The 18,707-nt window shown below is 66.7% G+C and carries 22 protein-coding genes and 2 pseudogenes; 15 read left to right on the top strand and 9 right to left on the bottom strand.

Translation table 11 applies throughout. The annotated features are described in order from the left end of the window. Positions 1–81: 81 nt before the first annotated feature. On the top strand, positions 82–171 hold the full coding sequence (locus ACQEU6_RS07395; RefSeq protein ID WP_499329980.1) for a helix-turn-helix domain-containing protein: 90 nt from the start codon (positions 82–84) through the stop codon (positions 169–171). A gap of 78 nt (positions 172–249) precedes the next feature. Here the strand turns inward: ACQEU6_RS07395 and ACQEU6_RS07390 are convergent, their stop codons facing one another. Then, on the bottom strand, positions 250–630 hold the full coding sequence (locus ACQEU6_RS07390) for a hypothetical protein (protein ID WP_499329979.1): 381 nt from the start codon (positions 628–630) through the stop codon (positions 250–252). A gap of 114 nt (positions 631–744) precedes the next feature. Between ACQEU6_RS07390 and ACQEU6_RS07385 the strand changes: the two genes are divergently transcribed. After that, positions 745–1,833, top strand: coding sequence for an IS701 family transposase (locus tag ACQEU6_RS07385; protein ID WP_499340068.1), 1,089 nt, complete (start codon positions 745–747; stop codon positions 1,831–1,833). Here the strand turns inward: ACQEU6_RS07385 and ACQEU6_RS07380 are convergent. Together ACQEU6_RS07380 and ACQEU6_RS07375 are read right to left on the bottom strand one after the other, a co-directional pair. Next, on the bottom strand, positions 1,725–2,783 hold the full coding sequence (locus ACQEU6_RS07380) for a hypothetical protein (protein WP_499329976.1): 1,059 nt from the start codon (positions 2,781–2,783) through the stop codon (positions 1,725–1,727). The genes ACQEU6_RS07385 and ACQEU6_RS07380 overlap by 109 nt on opposite strands. Positions 2,784–3,136: 353 nt before the next feature. After that, positions 3,137–3,578 (bottom strand): annotated as a pseudogene (locus tag ACQEU6_RS07375) (transposase); the annotation flags it as partial. 261 nt (positions 3,579–3,839) lie between these two features. Between ACQEU6_RS07375 and ACQEU6_RS07370 the strand changes: the two are divergent. The 4 genes from ACQEU6_RS07370 to ACQEU6_RS07355 are packed head-to-tail and all read left to right on the top strand — an operon-like array spanning position 3,840 to position 5,085. After that, the gene (locus tag ACQEU6_RS07370) at positions 3,840–4,121 is read left to right on the top strand and encodes a hypothetical protein (protein WP_499329973.1); all 282 of its coding nucleotides are present in this window, start codon (positions 3,840–3,842) and stop codon (positions 4,119–4,121) included. Positions 4,122–4,150: 29 nt separating this feature from the next. After that, on the top strand, positions 4,151–4,438 hold the full coding sequence (locus tag ACQEU6_RS07365; protein ID WP_171069556.1) for a transposase: 288 nt from the start codon (positions 4,151–4,153) through the stop codon (positions 4,436–4,438). A 59-nt stretch (positions 4,439–4,497) separates the two neighbouring features. Continuing rightward, positions 4,498–4,728 carry an IS3 family transposase gene (locus tag ACQEU6_RS07360; protein ID WP_499329971.1) on the top strand — a complete coding sequence of 77 codons (231 nt, stop codon included), beginning with the start codon at positions 4,498–4,500 and terminating at the stop codon, positions 4,726–4,728. A gap of 51 nt (positions 4,729–4,779) precedes the next feature. Then, entirely contained in the window at positions 4,780–5,085 is a 306-nt protein-coding gene (locus ACQEU6_RS07355) for a DDE-type integrase/transposase/recombinase (protein ID WP_499329968.1), read from the top strand. Here ACQEU6_RS07355 and ACQEU6_RS07350 read toward each other — a convergent pair. Next, the gene (locus ACQEU6_RS07350; protein WP_499328617.1) at positions 5,033–6,406 is read right to left on the bottom strand and encodes an IS30 family transposase; all 1,374 of its coding nucleotides are present in this window, start codon (positions 6,404–6,406) and stop codon (positions 5,033–5,035) included. The two genes, ACQEU6_RS07355 and ACQEU6_RS07350, sit on opposite strands and share 53 nt — an antisense overlap. 125 nt (positions 6,407–6,531) lie before the next feature. Here ACQEU6_RS07350 and ACQEU6_RS07345 point away from each other — a divergent pair, with 125 nt between their 5' ends. The 6 genes and pseudogenes from ACQEU6_RS07345 to ACQEU6_RS07320 all read left to right on the top strand — a co-directional run bounded on the left by ACQEU6_RS07345 (position 6,532) and on the right by ACQEU6_RS07320 (position 10,815). Then, entirely contained in the window at positions 6,532–6,762 is a 231-nt protein-coding gene (locus tag ACQEU6_RS07345) for an integrase core domain-containing protein (RefSeq protein WP_499329966.1), read from the top strand. Positions 6,763–6,853: 91 nt separating this feature from the next. Further along, positions 6,854–7,261 carry an SMI1/KNR4 family protein gene (locus tag ACQEU6_RS07340; RefSeq protein ID WP_499329963.1) on the top strand — a complete coding sequence of 136 codons (408 nt, stop codon included), beginning with the start codon at positions 6,854–6,856 and terminating at the stop codon, positions 7,259–7,261. Positions 7,262–7,389: 128 nt separating this feature from the next. After that, positions 7,390–8,103 (top strand): hypothetical protein, encoded by a 714-nt coding sequence (locus tag ACQEU6_RS07335; RefSeq protein ID WP_499328613.1) that lies wholly within the window; start codon positions 7,390–7,392, stop codon positions 8,101–8,103. A 115-nt stretch (positions 8,104–8,218) separates the two neighbouring features. After that, positions 8,219–9,331 (top strand): annotated as a pseudogene (locus ACQEU6_RS07330) (IS701 family transposase); the annotation flags it as partial. Between the two features lie 542 nt (positions 9,332–9,873). Then, positions 9,874–10,326: a winged helix-turn-helix domain-containing protein gene (locus tag ACQEU6_RS07325; protein ID WP_499329962.1), complete on the top strand. Its 453-nt coding sequence runs from the start codon at positions 9,874–9,876 to the stop codon at positions 10,324–10,326. Positions 10,327–10,383: 57 nt separating this feature from the next. Beyond that, positions 10,384–10,815, top strand: coding sequence for a transposase (locus ACQEU6_RS07320; protein ID WP_499329960.1), 432 nt, complete (start codon positions 10,384–10,386; stop codon positions 10,813–10,815). A gap of 6 nt (positions 10,816–10,821) precedes the next feature. On the opposite strand, the gene ACQEU6_RS07315 is transcribed toward ACQEU6_RS07320, so the two are convergent. From ACQEU6_RS07315 to ACQEU6_RS07300, 4 genes are all read right to left on the bottom strand, one after another. Further along, a complete protein-coding gene (locus ACQEU6_RS07315; RefSeq protein WP_499329958.1) occupies positions 10,822–11,667 on the bottom strand; it encodes a hypothetical protein in 846 nt (281 codons plus the stop codon). A 27-nt stretch (positions 11,668–11,694) separates the two neighbouring features. Further along, positions 11,695–14,124: a sensor histidine kinase gene (locus tag ACQEU6_RS07310; protein WP_499329955.1), complete on the bottom strand. Its 2,430-nt coding sequence runs from the start codon at positions 14,122–14,124 to the stop codon at positions 11,695–11,697. Positions 14,125–14,398: 274 nt separating this feature from the next. Continuing rightward, entirely contained in the window at positions 14,399–15,334 is a 936-nt protein-coding gene (locus ACQEU6_RS07305) for a terpene synthase family protein (RefSeq protein WP_499329953.1), read from the bottom strand. Positions 15,335–15,372: 38 nt separating this feature from the next. Next, entirely contained in the window at positions 15,373–16,749 is a 1,377-nt protein-coding gene (locus ACQEU6_RS07300) for a cytochrome P450 (RefSeq protein WP_499329950.1), read from the bottom strand. Positions 16,750–17,453: 704 nt separating this feature from the next. Between ACQEU6_RS07300 and ACQEU6_RS07295 the strand changes: the two genes are divergently transcribed. Beyond that, complete coding sequence (locus ACQEU6_RS07295; RefSeq protein WP_499329948.1) at positions 17,454–17,648, top strand: hypothetical protein; 195 nt, start codon at positions 17,454–17,456, stop codon at positions 17,646–17,648. Between the two features lie 16 nt (positions 17,649–17,664). Here ACQEU6_RS07295 and ACQEU6_RS07290 read toward each other — a convergent pair whose 3' ends face one another. Further along, on the bottom strand, positions 17,665–17,919 hold the full coding sequence (locus ACQEU6_RS07290; protein WP_499329946.1) for a hypothetical protein: 255 nt from the start codon (positions 17,917–17,919) through the stop codon (positions 17,665–17,667). Between ACQEU6_RS07290 and ACQEU6_RS07285 the strand changes: the two genes are divergently transcribed. After that, entirely contained in the window at positions 17,900–18,262 is a 363-nt protein-coding gene (locus ACQEU6_RS07285) for a hypothetical protein (protein ID WP_499329943.1), read from the top strand. The two genes, ACQEU6_RS07290 and ACQEU6_RS07285, sit on opposite strands and share 20 nt — an antisense overlap. After that, a complete protein-coding gene (locus tag ACQEU6_RS07280) occupies positions 18,246–18,656 on the top strand; it encodes a hypothetical protein (RefSeq protein WP_499329942.1) in 411 nt (136 codons plus the stop codon). The genes ACQEU6_RS07285 and ACQEU6_RS07280 overlap by 17 nt, the downstream gene beginning before the upstream one ends. The last annotated feature ends 51 nt before the right edge of the window (positions 18,657–18,707 follow it).

The following is an 18,707-nucleotide window of genomic DNA, read 5'->3' as shown; positions in this document are numbered from 1 at the left end:
GCACGCGGCGCCTACAAGGGCCGCCGCCGCTCCCTCAACCCGGACTAGATAGGTGACCTAGCCAACCGGGCCGCCGCGGGGGTGGCCAAGACCACGCTGGCCAAACAGTTCGGCATCAGTCGCGAGACGGTCTACCAGTACCTGCGCACCAAACCCGCAACACCCCGCTGACCAGCATCAACGCGATCGCGTGTACTTCCTGGCAGCTTCGTTTACGACAGGCCGACTCCGAAGGGTCGTCGAGCGTGGTCAGGCGACGGCGTCGATCTGCAGGAACATCGCCTCATTGGGGCCGACGACGACGAACCTGGAGGGCCGCTCGATGCTGAGCCAGTCGCCGTCTTCGCAGGAGCCGGTGATGTGGAGGGCGCGTTGGGGCGTAGGGCCGGAGATTCGGCGCAGTGGGACATCGAGGAGTTCCCCAAGCATCTCGCCGCTGAGGACGCCGGCGTAGACGAGTGAGTAGTCGTCGATGTCCTCGGTGTTGTCGACGTAGCAGTTGACGCATTCGGTGTAGAGCCCGTCCAGGGCGCTATACCATTCGGCGACGTCGAACGGCTTTTCGTCGCCGTTGAGTTCGCTCGTCCATGGGCAGTCCGACAGCCAGGCGTCCACGGTCTCCGGGTCCACGACTGCTAGTACTGCAACAACAGGTTGTGATCACGGCGCTGCGTACGGTAGGCAGTGGTGGTGGTCACGATCGATGTCGAAGCCTGGTCGCGGGAATTCTCTGACTTTCTGGCTATGTTCGCTCATCGTTTTCCCCGGGTGGAGTCACGCCGCCAGGCAGCCTCCTACCTGCGTGGACTCCTGAGCGAGTTGGAGCGGAAGAACGGATGGACTCTTGCTGAGATGTCGGGTGAGAATGGTCCTGAGCGTCTTCAGCGTCTACTGAACTTCTACGCCTGGGACACGGATGGTTTGCGGGACGACATTCGTACTATGGTCGCTAAATCCATCGGGGACCCTGAACAGGGTGTGCTGATTCTTGATGACACAGGGTTCCTAAAGAAGGGCATGCGGTCCGCTGGGGTGGCCCGCCAGTATTCAGGGACCGCCGGCAGGATCGAGAACTGTCAGATTGGCGTTTTCTGCGCCTATGCGAGTCCTGCGGGGCGGGCGCTAATCGATCGTGAGCTTTATCTGCCGAAGTCGTGGACTGAAGACCGTAAACGGTGCCGCCAGGCGGGTATCGGCGATGAAGTGGAGTTCGCCACCAAGCCCGATCTGGGCAAGGCCTTACTTGAACGGGTGGTCGCATCGGGGATCCCCTTCCGGTGGGTCACCGCGGACGCGGCCTACGGGCAGGTGTGGCGGCTGCGGTGGTGGATGGAAGAACGCGGCATCGCCCACGTGGTCGCCGTTCCCAAAACGCAGATGGTGATCTCGATGAAGCTGACCCAGGAGCGTGTCCACCACTTGATCGACGAACTGGAGGAGGACGCGTGGCAGCGGCTGAGCTGCGGAGACGGAGCTCATGGTCCACGGTTGTACGACTGGGCTGCTGTCGACATCAGACCATTTCGTGAACCCGGAGCAGGGCACTGGCTTCTTGCGCGCAGAAGCATCAGCGATCCGAATGAAATCGCCTACTACATCTGCTTCGCCCCAGAGCAGACTCTCCTCAAGGAATTGGTGCGTGTGGCGGGCAGTAGGTGGGCCATCGAGGAGTGCTTTCAAGCGGCCAAGAATGAGACAGGATTCGACCACTATCAGGTCCGCGGCTACCAGGCCTGGTATCGGCACATCACTTTGTCCATGGCTGCTTCCGCCTTCCTGCTCAGGCTCCAGCGGGCCTGCCAAAAAGGGGAGATCTCGAATACCTGCCGGTAGGTATTCGCCCGCTGAGCATCAACGAGATCCGTCGCCTGTGGAACCGCGTCGTAATGCGCACCACACACTTCATCGACCACGCTCTGAAATGGTCTGAATGGAGAAGACGCGCCCAGCAACGAGCCAGAGACAGCCACTATCGCAGACGCGAGAGACACAACCTGTCGTTGCAGTACTAGGCCGTGCGGGGCAAGCTTCACGTCGAACGAGATGTGGCGGTCGTTGTTGACCGGCAGCCTCAGGCTCAGCGTCACGCCCGCACTGACCGCACGCAGCGCTACGTGCGCGCGATCCGCGGCGTCATTGTCGAGCCCATGCCCGTCGGGGCACGCATGGCCGCCGAAGGAGCAGGCCGGATCGGGGATCGAGCCGCCGCGCCGCACCGGCGCGGGCGCGGACCGCAGCACACTCAGCCGTGTCAGCTCGTCACCGGAGGTCGCCACCACGAGATGCAACTCCCCCGGGACGGGCCTGTCGTCGGTGAATTTCACCGTCTCGGCGACAAAGGCATCCCGAAAGTAATGCGTCAGCTCCTCCAGGAGCTCACGGCCCAATGCCATGACCCGTTCGCTAGCGCCAGTCTCGCCTGTGGGCCAGGGGCTCAGCACTTCCTCCCAGATGAGCCGCTGCAACTCCTCCTCGTTGATGGCATGCAGCCCCAGCGCCTGCCTGGCGGTGTTCGACGCCGGATCGATGTGTGGGAACAGCCCGCACTCGTACGCCGTCGCCAAGTTCGGCGCCCCGCTGTCGGCTGGCGCGTCGTACTCACCGGCCGCGAGCAGGAGCGCCGGGACGGCCGTACCTTCCGGCGCGTCCTCGGCGATCCAGCACGACAGCAAGTGCGCTTGGGAAGCCAGCACCAGCGCCCGTCGTTCCCAGGCCTGCACCCCCAACCAGTCCTCTGTGGCACAGTCGTGCCCGAGAAACGTGCAGAACTGGGTCTGATGCATGCGGAACCCCTCGGTAGCCAGCGTCGAACGTGCACACGCCAGTCTCCCGAGGGGCACCGACAACTCTCCCATCCGGCACCACGCCGGCAATCGGGACCTTGTCGGCAGCGTCGTAGTGGCGGACCTTGTTCGGCACTTCGGCGTACCGGGCCAGCAGATCCAGGGCGTCCATCACCGGCCGGTAGTCGGCGTTGTTGTTGCACTTGAACTCGATCGCGGCCAGCAGCTTGGGCGGCATCCGCCGGTAGTAGGAGGAATACGAGGAGGTCAGCACCGTACGCACCCACGCCTTGTAGGCCTTCTCATCAGCCTTGGCCTCGGCCACCGCGCCCGCAACGTGCCCTCCCCGACCGCCGGGTCACCGTGGCCGGCGACAGCCCGGCCGCTGAGCCAAGGAACTTCCCTAGCGCGGGCACGAAGTCACCGGACGATAGGCCGTGCAGGTGAGGCAACGGCAGCACCTTGGAGACCTTCGGCGACTTGCGGCACCACGGCCGCAGGATCTTCGACGAGAACCGCCTGCGCTCGCCGGTGGCCTCGTCGGCACGGCGGTCGTTCGCCCGCGGGGCCTTCACCTCGATCGGACCGGCGGTGGTGATGGTACGGGCCCGGTGGTACCCGTTGCGGACCACCATGCCGCGCACGGCCTCATCGGTCTCGGCATCCAGTTCGGCTATGCACTGGTTTGACCTCTGCCTCCAAAGCAGCGGCCAGCATTCGCCGGGCGCCCTCGCGGACGATCTCGTCGATCAGGGCGCCGGACTGGGGCGAGCCGTCCGTGATTACGCTGAGCACGGGCGTACCTTCCCGACCCGCGCTGCTAACGCGGGCCTACTCGGTGACCATCAAGGATCCTTCGGGAAGGTCCGCCCTCCGCGTGCCCGCCCAGAACCTATCCACAAGTCCTGAGCATTCCTCTCCCCCTCAGTCCTGATCGACAGATGGGCCACCCGCATCCGAACGGTGGACGCAGGTAACTCCGCCCAAAACGGCCCGCTATCGCCGTTAGCCGTTCGGTCGTGTTGGTCAAGGACCGTATCCAGTACAGTGCCGTGGGTGTCTCAGAATGTCGCCAAGGCCTGGGATCGGATCACCAGGTGGTTGGAGTCGAATTTTCCCGAGGAAGCGGCCCAGATCGCGCCGCCCGCCTCCCACGACGCCGTCGCCGCCGCGTGGTCCGCCATGGGTGGGAACCTGCCGACCGACCTCGTCGCCTGGTGGGGGCTGCAGAACGGCTTCACCGACACCGTGGGCGCGATCGTGATTCCGCCCTGTTTCAGCCCCACCTCCGCCGAAGATGAGCTTCCCCCGGTTTCACGGACACCTCATCTGAGTTGACCTTGATCAACTTGGGAAGGAAGTGTCTCGTGCCACCACCTCACCCGCCCGAGTTCCGGCGTCGCGCCGTCGAGCTGGCCCGGACCGGCGACAAGTCGGTGACCGCGCTGGCCAAGAGTCTGGGCATCAGCCAGTCGTGCCTGCGCAACTGGATCCGCCGGGACGACATCGAAGAGGGTCACCTCGACGGTCTGAGCGCCGGCGAGCACAAAGAGCTGGTCGAGCTGCGCCGAAAGGCCCGGCAGCTTGAGTTGGAGAACGAAATCCTCAAACGGGCTGCGGCCTACTTCGCTCGCGAGAACGTTCTCCCAAAATAAGGTACTCGCTGGTCCGTGAACTTGCCGAGAACGACATCCCCGTCGCGGTGGCCTGCCGAGTGTCAGGCGTCTCCCGGTCCGGTTACAGCGACTGGCTCGGCAGACCCGCCTCGATTCGGGAGCAACGCAACACCGAGCTGGTGAAAATGATCAGAGAAATCCATGAGGCGTCACGCCAGAGCTACGGTTCGCCGCGGGTGCACGCCGAGCTGACGCTGGGACAGGGCGAGCGGGTGAGCCGCAAACGGGTCGAGCGGCTGATGCGGGAAGCCGGGATCCAGGGGATCTAGCGGCGCAGGGGACGCCGGAACCCGGTCAACGAGCCGACCGAGGAGGACCTGGTGAAGCGGGCCTTTGACGTCCAGGCGCCCGACGTGCTGTGGGTCACCGACATCACCGAGCACCCGACCGGCGAGGGGAAGCTGTACTGCGCGGCCGTGCTGGACTGCTTCTCCCGCCGCATCATCGGCCATTCCATCGACATCAGCCAGACCACCAAACTCGTGGTCGATGCGATGGCCGCCGCAGTCGCCCGCAGAAAGCCTGCCAAGGACGCAACGATTCTGCACTCAGACCATGGGACGCAGGGCGGACTCAACCGGTGGACGCAACACCGGCCTGTTGGAGCGATAGTAGGTGATCATTGAGGGCCTCGGCAGGCGTCTTCCAGCCGAGGGTCTTACGAGGTCGGGCGTTGAGAGCCGCTGCGACTGCCGCGATGTCGTCGGCGCTCCAGCGAGACAAGTCTGTGCCCTTCGGGAAGTACTGGCGGAGTAGGCCGTTGGTGTTTTCGTTCGTGCCGCGCTGCCACGGGCTGTGCGGGTCGGCGAAGAAGACCGGGACGCCCGTCTCGATCGTGAACTGGGCATGTGCTGACAGCTCCTTGCCTCGGTCCCAGGTCAGTGACCGGCGCAGCTGCTCAGGTAGGGCACTGACGGTGGCGGCGAGGGCGTTCTTCATCGTCTCGGCGCCGTAGCCGGCCAGCGGTGGCCCGTTCTTGGTCCGCGGGATGACGCCGAATCCCTTCTGGCGAGGCAGGTGGACCAGCATCGTGAAGCGGGTCGTGCGCTCAACCAACGTGCCGATCGCCGACCGCTCCAACCCGATCACCAGGTCGCCCTCCCAGTGCCCGGGGACGGCGCGGTCATCGGCCTCGGCAGGGCGCTCGCTGATCAACACCTCGGGTGTGCCGTGAGCCCACGCCTTGCGCTTGGAGCGGGCTCGGGGAGCCCGCAGCGCACGACCAGTGCGCAGGCAGGCGACAAGTTCGCGCTTGAGCGCCCCACGGGCCTCGACGTATAGGGCCTGGTAGATCGCCTCGTGGCTGATCCTCATGGACTCATCTTCGGGGAAGTCGGCCTTCAGCCGGTTGGCTATCTGCTCCGGGCTCCAGGCGGTCGCCCACCGGCGGTCTCCCCGGTGCGGCTTGTTTCGCCCTTTCCACGGCCCGGCCTCTGGTCCGAGTACCGCCCCGTCCGGACCGTGGATCTGACCGGACAGCCGTTCCTGGACGTACTGGCGCAGTCGATCGTTGGTGGCCAGCTTGGCCGCCTTCGGGCGCTGGGCCACCAGATCGGCCTTCCACTGCGCGACCGATGCGCGGTAGTCCAGCCGGCCGCCGCGGGTCGCGGCGTTGCGCCGAAGCTCGCGGGAGATCGTCGACGGGTGGCGGCCGAGTCGCCGTGCGATCTCCCGAACCCCAACGTCCTGCGCTTTCCAGATCGCGATCTCCTCCCGCTCGTGGAAGGACAGGTACCGGCCGCAGAGCGGGGCAAGATCCATCGGTGGCATGCCGCCACCATGCCGGAACCACCTGCCACCCACCGCCTGCGACACCCCGACCGCAGCCGCTGCCTCCTCGGCGAGAAGCCCTTTCGCGATCTCCCGCCAGAACGCCCGCTCGATCTCCCGACGATGCGCCGGCGCACCCGGCGACTTCATCGGTGACCGCCCCGTCAGCGCCTGCATCCACCCAGCTGGCCGACCCATCCAACACCTCCGAGATCGAGGTGTTGCGACGACCGGTTGAGTCCGCCCAGTTCACGTCCTTGACGTTCGGGAAGCGCCTTCGGGCCGCAGGACTCCTCGGCTCGATGGGCACCGTCGGCGACTGCTACGACAACGCCATGATGGAGTCGTTCTGGGGCTCGATGCAGCTCGAACTCCTCGACACCAGAAAATGGCAAACAAGAGCCGAACTCGCAGCCGCGGCGTTTGAATGGATCGAGTGCTGGTACAACCCGTTCAGAAGGCATTCCAGCCTCGGAATGCTCAGTCCGGTGAACTACGAGGAACGACACCGCGCCTCGACCAGGACCACCTGACCCATCTCACCCCAACTGTCCGTGCTACGGGGGGAACCTCAAAGACGCGCTGCGTAACCGGGACTCGTGGGTCGAACACTGGAACGGCGCTGTGCTCGACGGCTTCTCAGACTACGACGCCGACGACTTCGCCGCAGAGGGCGAAGACCCGATCGAGCCCTGCGACGGCCGAAGCGATGCCGAAGCACACACCGACTACGTCAAGGAGCATCTGCGCCGGCCCGCCGGGTCGGCGTGCACGCTCGCGTTTCTGCCCGTCTGGCTGCCAATCGCCGACGGGTCGTCGTCCGGAGACCTGTTCGTCGACCTGCGGGAGGGGCCGGAGTACGGCTGCGTGCGGTGGTTCGAGCGCACCGGCGGCGCCGAGAACGGCACCTGGTGGCCCAGTGTCTCGGCGATGCTCGCGGAAACCGCCGATGCCCTATGCAACGGCACTCCGATACGTGGCCACGTCCAGACCGTCGACGACGAGGGCTACCTGTGGTGGGAGAAGGCTTAGTAGGGCAGCCGCACTTGGTGATCTCGGTTCGGTGACGGAGCCGGATGTGAGGCGGCCACCTCTGTGATCAAGACGGTGTGCCCGCTAGCCTGATCCATCGCGGACCGGACCCTGAGATCCTGAGACATATGCCCCTGGAGAACGTGAACCTCGACTGGGCGCTCGCCGAGTTGAGGGCCCCGACCAGCAAGGACTCTTATCTGCGCGCGTTCGGCATCCTGCTGCACAGTGAGTACGTGAGCGAAGCCCTGGACGAATACCAGGACGCGGTGACGCGCAGTCGGTTTGCCGGGGGGAATCCGCTTGAGCCGTTCGCCGACGAGGTGCTTGTCGCCGCGCGGGGTATGCTCCGCCGCCTTCCGGCATCCAGCGAGGAGGGTGTCGACCACGTGCATGCCCTGCGTGCGATGATGAACCTGGCCGGGGCCGAGGACGCGGACCTGATCGCTGACGCTCTCGAAGGCGCCACTGACGTGAACGTGCGGGAAGCGGGTATCTTCGCGGCCTCCGCCGCGTTGCAGGACGGGCCCGTACCGAATCCGCGGCTGCTGGCGGTGGTCGGCGGCATGGTTTTCGATGAGACGCTCGACATCGCAGAGCGGTGTGACGCGCTTTCGGCTCTGAACGGGGTCGAGGCACCGGAGGTCGACGACCTGCTTGTCCGCGCGACCGAGTCGGACGAGTTGGAACTTCAGATCGGGGCCGCGCTTCACCTCGTTCTGCCGAGCCGGATCCAGGTCCACCGGGAGCGGGTGGAGCGTCTCGTGGCGTCCTGGCCGTCCACCACGGGCGGTTACGCCGACATCGTGCGCGAGTACCTCGCGGGCTTCCACACCGAATAGTCGGGCAGCCGCACTTGGCGATCTCGGTTCGGTGACGGAGCCGGACGTGAGACGGCCACCGCTGTGATCATGAAGATGTGCATGGACGACATGACCGGCGGAGGCCGTGACCGTAATGGAGATCGACCCGGCCGGGTGGGTACGGCGGCTGGATGAGCTGTTCGGCGAGGTGGTGGCCCCGGCGGTGTTCCGGCGGGAGCCCAGGTTGCGGGCCCGGGCGTATGTGCTGGGATTGCTGAGCGGGCTGGAGCATAAGAACGGGTGGTCGCTGGCGGAGTTCGCCGGGGACTCCACGCCGGATGGGATGCAGCGGTTGTTGAACGCTGCGGTGTGGGATGCCGATCGGGTGCGGGACGCGCTGCGTCGCGTGGTGGCCCGGCGGATCGGCTCGGCCGATGGGGTGCTGGCGGTCGATGACACCGGGTTTGAGAAGACCGGCCGCCGGTCGGCGGGGGTGCAGCGGCAGTACACCGGCACCGCGGGGAAGATCACCAACTGTCAGATCGGGGTGTTCTGCTCCTATGTCGATCCGGGCCGGCATCGGGTGCTGATCGACCGGGAGTTGTATGTGCCCAAGTCCTGGTATGCCGCCCCGGATCGGCTGGCCGATGCCGGAGTGGACGATGACCTGCGGTTTTCGACCAAGCCGGAGCTGGCGTGGGTGATGATCGAACGTGCCGCCGACGACCCGCTCTTCCTGTTCGGCTGGGTGACAGGGGACGAGGCCTACGGTGACAACGGGCCGCTGCGCACCAAGCTGGAGCGCCGCGGGCTGAACTACGTCATGGCGGTGTCGTGCGATCACCACCTCACCCTGGCCACCGGCAAGATGCGGGCCGATCATCTGGCCGCGGACCTGGCCGCCGACGCGTGGCAGCGGTACTCGTGCGGACCAGGTTCCAAGGGCGAAAGGTGGTACGACTGGGCCTGGATCCACCTGGACGAGCACCATCAACTGCTGGTGCGCCGCAGCGTGTCCGACCCCTCCGAGCTGGCCTTCTACCGCTGCTACAGCACCGGGCCGGTGACATTGGGCGAGCTGGTGCGGGTGGCCGGATCCAGGTGGAGCATCGAGGAATGTTTTCAGGCGACCAAGAACGAGGTCGGCCTCGATCACTACCAGGTCCGCAAGCGCCTGGCCTGGTATCGGCACATCACGCTGGCCATGGTCGCACATGCTCATCTGGCCCTCACCGCGGCGGCGGCGCAGGAAACCGAGCCGCCGCCCGGCCCTGATCCTGGTCTCGGCACCGAAACGGGCACTGACCAGGGCGAGCACGAGCTCGCCACACAGGGGGCCGGCAGCCTGTGGACAACGAAACGCCCCTCCGAATCCGCGTGACGAATCGCTCACCGTCGATCACCTCGGAGACGACGAGCTGATCCCGCTCACCGTCAACGAGATCCGCCGCCTGCACGCTCTGGCCCACCAACCCCAGCACTCCTGGAATCACCATCTGCGCTGGTCACACTGGCGACGCCGCCACCAACTCCGCGCCCGCCGATGCCATTACCGGCGACAACGAACCCGAGATCACTAACTGCGGCTGCCCTACTAACCAGAGTTATTAGGTGATGGCGGTTTGGTGAGTGGACGGGCAGGTGGTGTGGGCGTATGCCGGTGGCATGGCCAGACACCCCCAGGGTGGTGGGATGACCGCTGCCGGCTGTGACAGGCGAGAACGGGTGCGGATGCAGGCCGCGCAGTGGTTCGGCGAAGGGCGCCCCAACGCGTAGATCGCCGCCGATCTGCGGGTCAGGTTACGGCAGGTGGAGAAGTGGCGGCAGGCCTGGCGCCGGGGCGGGGCCGAGGCGCTGCGGTCCAAGGGGCCGCACGGACGGCCGCGGTTGGACCAGGCGCAGTTCGCGCGGTTGGAGGCCGAGTTGAACCGCGGTCCCGCCGCGCACGGCTGGGTCGAGGACCAGCGGTGGACGCTGGAGCGGGTCGCCGAGGTGATCCGCCGCCTGTTCGGGATCGGCTACACCCGGCCGGGGGTGTCGCTGCTGCTGCGCCTGGGCAGCTGGTCGGTGCAGGTCCCCGGGCGCCGCGCGATCGAGCGCGACGAGCAGGCGGTCGAGGTGTGGAAGACGCGGGTGTGGCCGCAGGTGGAACCACCGCGGGCGACCTGGGGGCCTGGATCTGCTTCGAAGACGAGGCCGGTCAGGGGCTCAGGCCGCCCAAAGGTCGCTCCTGGAGCCGCCGGGGACACCGCCCGCAGGTGAGGGTGCACGGCGGCGAGCACGGCTCGCGGGTGTCGGTCAGTCTGCTATCGGCCCGGCATGCGTTCCCGGCTGATCTACCGGCTGTGCCACTACCGGCGCCGCAAGGGCGAACGCGCCGGTTTCACCGTCCCGGAGTACAGACGCCTGCTGCAGGCGGCCCACCAGCAGTTACCTGGCGGGAAGATCGTGCTGGTCTGGGACAACCTCGGCGTCCACCACTCGGCGGCGATGCGCGCGTTCATCGACGCCCACACCGACTGGCTCACGGTGTTCTACCTGCCGGCCTACGCCCCCGAGCTGAACCCGGCCGAGGCAGTCTGGTCGCTCCTGAAACGCTCCATGGCCAACTTCCTGGCCACCGATCTGGACCACCTCGCCGACATGATCAAGCACCGACTCAAAGTGATCCAGCACCACCCCGACGTGATCAACGGCCGCCTCGCCCCCACAGGCCTCACCCTCAACACCACACCCGCCAACACCAATTAACCCTGGTTAGAGACTTTGAAGTCCGGAGATCACCGTGCGGTAGAGCCGACGATCATAGAGGTCTCGCTCGTCCGCATCGGTCATGGAGGTTATGTAACCCTCGTCTGAGAGTTGCGAAAGAAGACGGCAGACGCGTTTGAGGGTGTGAGCGAATTGCGCTTGAGGCGTGGCGGGGGAGGCTGGGCGGTCCTCGTGTGCGGCAAGCTGCAGCGCGAGCTCCAATACAGCTCGCGGTTCCCGGCACCATGACCAAAGGAGCTGCTTGTCCGGTGTGAGGTCCAGTGCGGCAGGGTCATGTGGTCGTTCTCGTTCGAGGTGTTGGAACGGAAGGTCTGAGGCGACCACCAGGGTGGTGATCCCCAGAGGAAGGCGATCGGGATCAGTGAGGTCGGGACCGCCGGCGGTTGTTGTGAGAAGGCCTTTGCTGCTGAAAAGCTCCAGAGTGTCGAGCGCGTCCGAAATGGGAGGCATCTCGACGCCGGACGCTGCGGCGTCATCACCTATGCAGGGTTGCTCGAAGGCGAGGTAGGCGACGATGTCAGCCACCAATCGGGGCTTCGCGCACCAGCGCAGCAGCTTGAGCTCGTCAGGTTTCAGTCCGAACGCTGTCGCGCGCGAGACCGTTTCGCCGTCCTCGACGGTTTTGTAGACCCTGATTTCGGCGAGGATCAGTTCTGGCGGCAGGGCCGACACCACCACGTCTGTCAATCCGAAGGTGCGCTCAAGCGCCGACCCGTCAGAACGGCAAGAGGGCCGGTTCTTCCGAGCACCACGATTGGGCTTCGGGTCCGGATCGCGTGACACAGTTTCCTCGATATCGCCATAGGCATTGCGTACGGCGGTCTCCGGCACCCGAGGGCTGGAGACCGCCGCCCGAGGTCATTCGCCGGTTTCGTCTCTCGACGAATCCTCACCGGTACCGCCTGCAGGTTCATCATCCCCACTGGCGTTGGCGCGCCCCTTTTCCGTTCCCCGCTGGTAGTTCCTGTAGCGGTCCAGGGTCTGTTCGGGCGACGAGGCCGGCAGCTCGGCCTCGTCGTCGAGTGGCGGGGCTTCGGTGCGCAGCTCCGGCGCCAGATTCGCCTGGGGCCGTCTTACCGGCAGCCCCCCCGGAGTGGTTCCGTCGGGATCGGAGCCTTCCGAAGGTTCAGGGCCGTCGCCTGCGGGGCTAGGGGCGTCCGCCTGGGTGTGGCTCGGCAGGGATACCTGCTGGTGCTCGGGTTCAGATGCCCTGGCAGCGGTGGGGGCGGATGAGGTGCGCTCGCCGTGGAGGGCTACCAGAGTGGGGGCGCTCGGCCGTTCGGACGCGGTCGGAGTCGGGAGTGCCGCCGCCTGCGGGCTGGTGATCTGGGCGGCGCCAGCGCGGGCGAGTTGCGGGGCCGGCTCGTTGAGGATGTCGTGCGGCAGCACGACGACGGCGCTGAGACCACCGTAGGGGCTGGTCTTCAGAGTGACCCGGATCCCATGGCTGCCGGCCCGCTTCGCAACCACGAAGAAACCGATCTGCCCTTCGTTGCTCCGCTCGGAAAGGAAGTCCGGATCCTTGGTGAGGAAAGCATTGATGCGGTTGAGTTCCTCCTCGGCGATGCCTCGTCCGCGGTCGTGGATGATGACCGCGATGCCCGTGGAGTTGATGTCCGTTTCCACGTCCACCGGAAGCTTCGAGGGCGAGTAGGAGAGGGCGTTGTCGAGCAATTCCGCGAGAATACTCGCCACGTTTTCAGTGGCGAAACCGCGCACCATTTCCTCGTTCATGCGGCCGTATTGGACGCGTTCGTAGCCCTCAACCTGGCTTGCAGCCGCGCGGATGACGTCGTGCAGCGACATGTCGATGCGGGATATGGTGGTGGTGTTTCCTCCCGCCAGGAAGATCATGTTTTGGACGAAACGTCGTCCCTGGACGGTCCGGTGGTCCAGTCTGAAGAGCTTCGTGATGGCCTCCTGGTCGAGGTCCTGCCGGCGCTCCATGTCGGTGATCAATGCGATCTGCTGGAGGATCATGCTTCCCGTGCGGCGCCCCAGGTGGAGAAGGATACGGCGGTTCTGCTCGCGCATCATGGCTTGGTCTACGGCGGCCTTGATAGAAACTTGCCGCATGCCATTGAACCTGTCTGCGATCTGTCCGATCACATCGGTACCGAGTCGCAGGGGAGGCAGTAGGGCATCGACGTCCAGGTTCTCTCCACGCGACAGACGGGCGATGATGTCCGGTGTTTTCTCTCCGGTGTCACGGACCTCCGACAGGAGCCGGCCTAGATGCCGATTCAACAGCCGCAGCGTCCTCACCGAGACCACGATTGCGGCACCGATAGCGAATGCGCCCAGGACCCCGACCACGGCCAGCCGGAAAAAGAACATCATTGCCTTCGGCTTGGACCGTTCGACAACCGCGTCGCCGCCGAGGTCGATTGCCTCATCCATTTTGGTGAGCAGCTTCTCGTTGGTTCTTCCCCAGTCCGCGGCACTCACCTGGAGACGGGGGCTTGGTGGCTGTCCGGGACGGCGCTGCGGCTGGGGCTGGAGGACTTGGGCCTCGATCTGGCCCAGGGCCGTGTAGTCGGCGCCGCGGCGAATGCCCTCGACGCGGGTGCGGTCGGGCTGAGGGAGTTCGGCCAGCGCCTGGGTCTCCGCGTTTTGGCGCAGGGAGATCGCCTGCCCGAACTCCAGGTTCTCGCCGCTTTCAAAGCGTCCTTCGGCCAGCACGCCGGCGAGTAGCGCGTCCTCGCGGGAGAGTTGCTCGCGGGCGCGGGTCAATGCGATGAGGGCGCGGCCGTCAGCAGAGATCTCCACGTCATCGAGCTCGGCGTTGGCGGCCGTGATGAGCAGGCCCTCGTCGATGATCGACGCGAAGGTCTGTGCCGCCTCGCTCCGTGTGATGGAGCCTCGGTCAATGGCGGCGCGTGTCGGCCGCAGGGCTTCGAGTTGCTTGCTGGTGGCTCGGACGAAGCGTTGGACCTTGTCGCCTGGGGCTGAGTACGCCGACTTGCGCCACTGGCTGATCGTCTGGTCGGTTCGCGCCCTCTGCCGCTGCAGCCCGGGCGTGCTTCCCCGGCGCTTTCGATTCCCGAGATCCACCAGAGACGCACGCCGCTCTTCCTGCAGGGCGTTGATCAGGCTCTTGGTGGGGCGTCCTGCCGTGGTGTCGCGCTCGTTCGCCTGGTACAGGTCGAAGCCCTCTCGGCCCATTCCCCAGGCCGCGAATAGCCAAAGTGCGATCAGGCAGATGAGCGTGCCCGCCATCAGGGGTGCGAGCCGCAGGTTGCGGGGTCGGTCTCCACGGTCAGGTACGGCGGCCGTGCGCAAACGCATCAACAAGTCCTCATCATCGCCAAGGGGAGGGGCGGCGAGCCGTCGCCCGGTATCGGGCGATCGCTACCTATGCCGCGAAAACCTTAGCAATGCGGCGTTACGGGCATTCACCGATCCGGCCATCTGCCGCCGCGTGCGGGGAGGCATGCGGGCGAGGGGAAGGGCTACCTACTCCGCTGGCGCTCCTGGGCTGCCCCGCCCGGCTCGGCTGACTGCCCGCGAACACGTAAGGCTCGTCAACAGAGTCTTTCGTTTCGCAGCTGGTCAAACACGGCTATGAGGGCTCATTCGGGGGGGCCTTGTAGTCGAGGCCGGCGCCGTAGAAAGCCTGGCTGTACTGCAGCTGCTCGGCGAGATAGTGCGCGCCTTGGGGGCATTCGCCGCGTAGCCGGCGCAGCAGGTGATTGGCCTCGTCGGCCAGTTCCCCCGCCCGGGTCCGGACGGCCTCTTCGGAGAATCCGAGTGCGAGGGCGTTGATGTCTCCCCGTACTTTCTCCTGGTCCGCGGTCGCCAGGTCGTTGAGGAGGCGCAAGGCAGCCTGAACGGTCTTGCTGGCCTCGCGGAGGGGGAGGAGGTGGTCCAGGACGACGGGGTCGGCCAGATAGATCCAGTGCGCCACGTTGACCCAGGCCGAGCCGATGTTGTCCGCGATGCTCAAGTACCCATCCAAGTCCCTGGGGATGGGAGGCTGCACGCCGAGCTCTGGCGCTTGAGCGGTCGACTGGGGGCGAAGCTGTTGCTTCCAGCTCCACTCGACGATCATCGCCCGTAGCATCGCGAGGAGCTCTTCGCGCCACACGCCCTCGTGCTGGGCGAAGGCGGGGGACGTGGCCACCTGGGCGCGGACGTCGGCCAGGAAGGTGGACAGGTCATCGCCGTCGATGGGCGAGCCGGTGTCGGCGACCACGACACAGCGGTTGCGGATGTCGATGATGTCCTCTGCGCGCTGCGCCTGGTGGTCGATGAGCCAGTCGACGCCGAAGACCCATAGCGACGTGCGGGCTGCCGGGCGGAGCTCGACGGCGGTGTGGCCTGGTGCGCCGAAGGCGACGGCCTGGCTCAGGCGTTCGGGTACGGGGCCCATCGGCTCGGCGGGGAACAGGGTGGGGTAGCGCGCCGTGTAGGCGTGCAGATCGTCTTCGATCGCATGGGCTTGGGCGACGGTCATCCCGGCGACGCGGGCGTCGACGCTGTCGAGGCCGTGGTTCATAGAGGCAGATCTCCGCAAGATGGTATGAATCGGGTCGACTAGCGCGGGGTCACCAAGATCCGTACCGGGTCTCGGGGCTGCAGCGTGAGGCTGAGCTTCGGGGTTGCGGTCTCGGCGACTCGCACCTGGTACCGGCGCAGGAGGGTGGCCAAGATCAATACCGCCTCCTGGCGAAAGAAGGCCTGCCCGAGGCACTGGTGGGCGCCGTCCCCGAAGGGGAGATAGGCCAAGGGGTGGCGGCCGCGGACCCGCTCCAGGGCGAAGCGGCCGGGTTCGAAGGCCAGCGGGCGCTCCCAGAATTCCTCAAGCCGGTGCGTCAGGTACGGGCTGACCGCCAAGGTCGCCCCTGCGGGGATCGGGACACCGCCGATGACGTCATCGCGCAGTGCCATGCGGGGGAAGACCCATCCGACCGAACGGACGCGGAGCACCTCGTCGAGCACGCTCTGGGTGTAGGTGAGCTGCCGGAAGTGATCACGCCGCAGTTCCCCGGCCCCCACGACCCGGTCGATCTCGCCGGTGACCTTCTCGGCCACCTGCGGGTGCCGAGCCAGCTCATGCCACACCCAGGTCAGCGCTATCGCCGAGGACTCCGAGCCCGCCACGAAGAGCGCGATGATGTCGTGGGCGACCTGCTCGTCGGTCAGTGGCCGCCCGTCGGCGCCGGTGCCGTTCAGCAGAAGGGTGACCACGTCGCCGCCATCGCGGCCGCTGTGGCGGGCCGCCTGAACGACGGGGCGCAGAATCTCGTTGACCGTCCGAGTCGCCCGCCGGAAGGCCCGGTCACCTGGGACCGGGACCGCGTGCGGCACGAACGGGAACGCCATCCGCCACAGCAGGCTGCTCATCGCGGTCGCGATCGCCTCACCCAGCCGATCACTCTGGTGATCGGGCACCAGCGACCCGAAGAAGATTGGATTGATCACCCGCTGCACGACGCGGGTCATCTCCACGCCGGCATCCAGCGGCGCGCCGGAAGCGCCGCGGTGCCCCAGGTCATCGGCGGCGTGCGCGATCGAGGAGATCATCTGCTCGCTCATCGCAGCCAGATAGCGGCCCTTGAACGCCTGCTGCAGGATGGTCCGGGAAGCCTGCCACTGCGGGCCCTCGCCGCCGATACCGTCGCCGGTCAGGCGTCCCAGAGCGTGCCACATCGCCGCCCCCCGGGGGTAGTTCTCAGCCCGGGTGCGCAAGATGTGCTCAAGATGGTCGGGATGGCTGACCAGGTAGGGGCGGAACGGTCCCAATTGGAGCCGGACGATCGCCCCGGGCGCCTCCTCGGCGATCGTATCGAGCAGACGCAGCGGCCTGCCGCGCCCGACCGTCGCGACGATCCGGCGCAGGGGCAGACAGACTGGCCGGCGAGGTGGTGAGGGCGATCCGGGCGCGAGCGGCGACTGGGCTACGGTCGACACGGGTAGTCCCTCCCAAGGCCCCCTGGTCTATGACCGGCGGACGATCGGTACAGAGGGGTGCAGTGCTCCGCACTGTCCCACGGTCGGCGAAACAAACGTCACATTGAGTCCGAACGGCGACTTAGGGCACGTACACCTCAGACATCCGCATCGTTAACGATCTTGACATGGAGTATCACATACGCCACAACGACCGACAAGGCGACTAAGGTCACTCTTACCCGCTCTTGAGGTAAGGCCGCGGGGAGCCCCCTTCAATCAGGGCGGCTCTCCAGAACCCCTCAGGGGCGGGAGCGGCCATTGCCGGGGCACCTGAACAGCTCCCATGACCGTCCAGTTCGGCGACCGGCGACATGAAGGCGTTCACATTCGTCAGGCTCGGTAGAACAGTGGGAATCCTGCCGATCCGTCCTCCGAGACCAGCCACCCGGCCCGATCCGTGACGCCACCGGAGGTCTGCGCTCGGAGCATGTCCGTGATCCAGGATCAAAACAGGAGGCGAGCGGGGGCTCGCGTTGAGCAAGAGCGCAGGCCGCGGGGGAGCCATCTGCTGCGGTGAACCCCAGACGCTGGATGAGCTTAAAGCGCAGAACGCCACGTAGATAGGGCGGACCAGCCAAGCCGTGGAACAGCAAGCCGTCCTCGTCGTGCCCCACCAGTATTCCGAGCGCCCTCATCTCCGGTAGCCGGGCCCGCACGGACGGGTGCCGCACCACGCACGCAGGCAACTGGTCGTAACACCCGGCGGGTACGGGCCGCCGGTGCGGGCATGGTGCCGCGCGGCCGATGCGGACGCCAACGCGCTGCTGGTGACCGAGCCGGCGCTGGAGGACTTCATCGCCTGCTTCGACGAGCCCGACGGCGAGGGCGAAGAGGTGGTCGACGCCCGCCCGCAGTGACCGCCGGGCCTCACCGTCAGGGGAGGCGATCGGCGTCAGCGCGGGAGAACACCAGGTCGCTGGGGTCGCGCAGGCTGGTGAAGGGCGCATCCAAGCGGACCGGCGCCGCAGGGTGGCGCGGCGCGCCGGGGTAGGAGCGGGCCCGGTAGTCGTTGGTCAGCAGGTAGGGGTTGAAGCCGGCGGCCAGCAGCGGGCCGGTGACCTCTTCGACGCTGCGGCCCTGGCGGCGCAGCAGCCGCCAGCTGACCTCGATGGCCAGTGGGACCGGCACGGCGCACACGGTGCTCGCCGAGCTCTACACCCTGGTCACCCGGATGCTGATCAAGCTGGACGACCAGCAACTGGGATGGCTGGCCGCCGACCGGGCACGCACCCGCGCAGACACCGCCGCCGCTCCGTTCGTCGCCGCCGAGGCGGCCCGGAACCTGGCAGTGCTGGCACGCAGGACCGGATGGCACTCCCAGGCGATGGCGATCGCGCTCACCGCGGCCGACCGCAGCGAACTACGCTCTGGCACACCCGAGCACGCCGCCCAACGCGGCCTTCTCATCCAGCCGGCGGCCTACTCCGCCGCCAAGGCCGGCGATCCGCGCCACCATGCGCGAACTGGCTGACGAGGCCGCCTCCATCGCCGCCCGTTTCGGGGACGTCCCACTACTTCGCGACCACGGCGGAGGGTTCTCACCCGTCACGGTGGAACTGCATCGCATCTCCGCCGAGTGCTCGGTGGGCGAACCAGGCGCTGCGCTCACCGCCGCCCGCCGGATCGTCCCGGCATCCCTGCCCACCGTGGAACGAGGCGCCCGCTACTTCACCGACATCGCCCAAGCCCAAGGACAGAATGGACACCGCGCTCAGGCACTGAACGCCTTGCTGGCCGCAGAACATCAGGCGCCCGAAGAAGTCCACTCCCGCCCGGCCGTGCACATCCTGATCTCCCACCTGGCCGCATCCGGCCCCACCACCCCGGACCTGCGCAGACTAGCCGCACGCTGCGGACTCACCTAACCAGCCGGCCGCCCGACAAGTCGCAAGCGGGAAAACTCGGCCAGCCCACAG

This window comes from Spirillospora sp. CA-108201 (assembly GCF_050936235.1).
Lineage (GTDB): Bacteria > Actinomycetota > Actinomycetes > Streptosporangiales > Streptosporangiaceae > Spirillospora.
The sequence above is the reverse complement of the archived record's forward strand: the minus strand, read 5'-3'. Positions and strand labels throughout refer to the sequence as shown.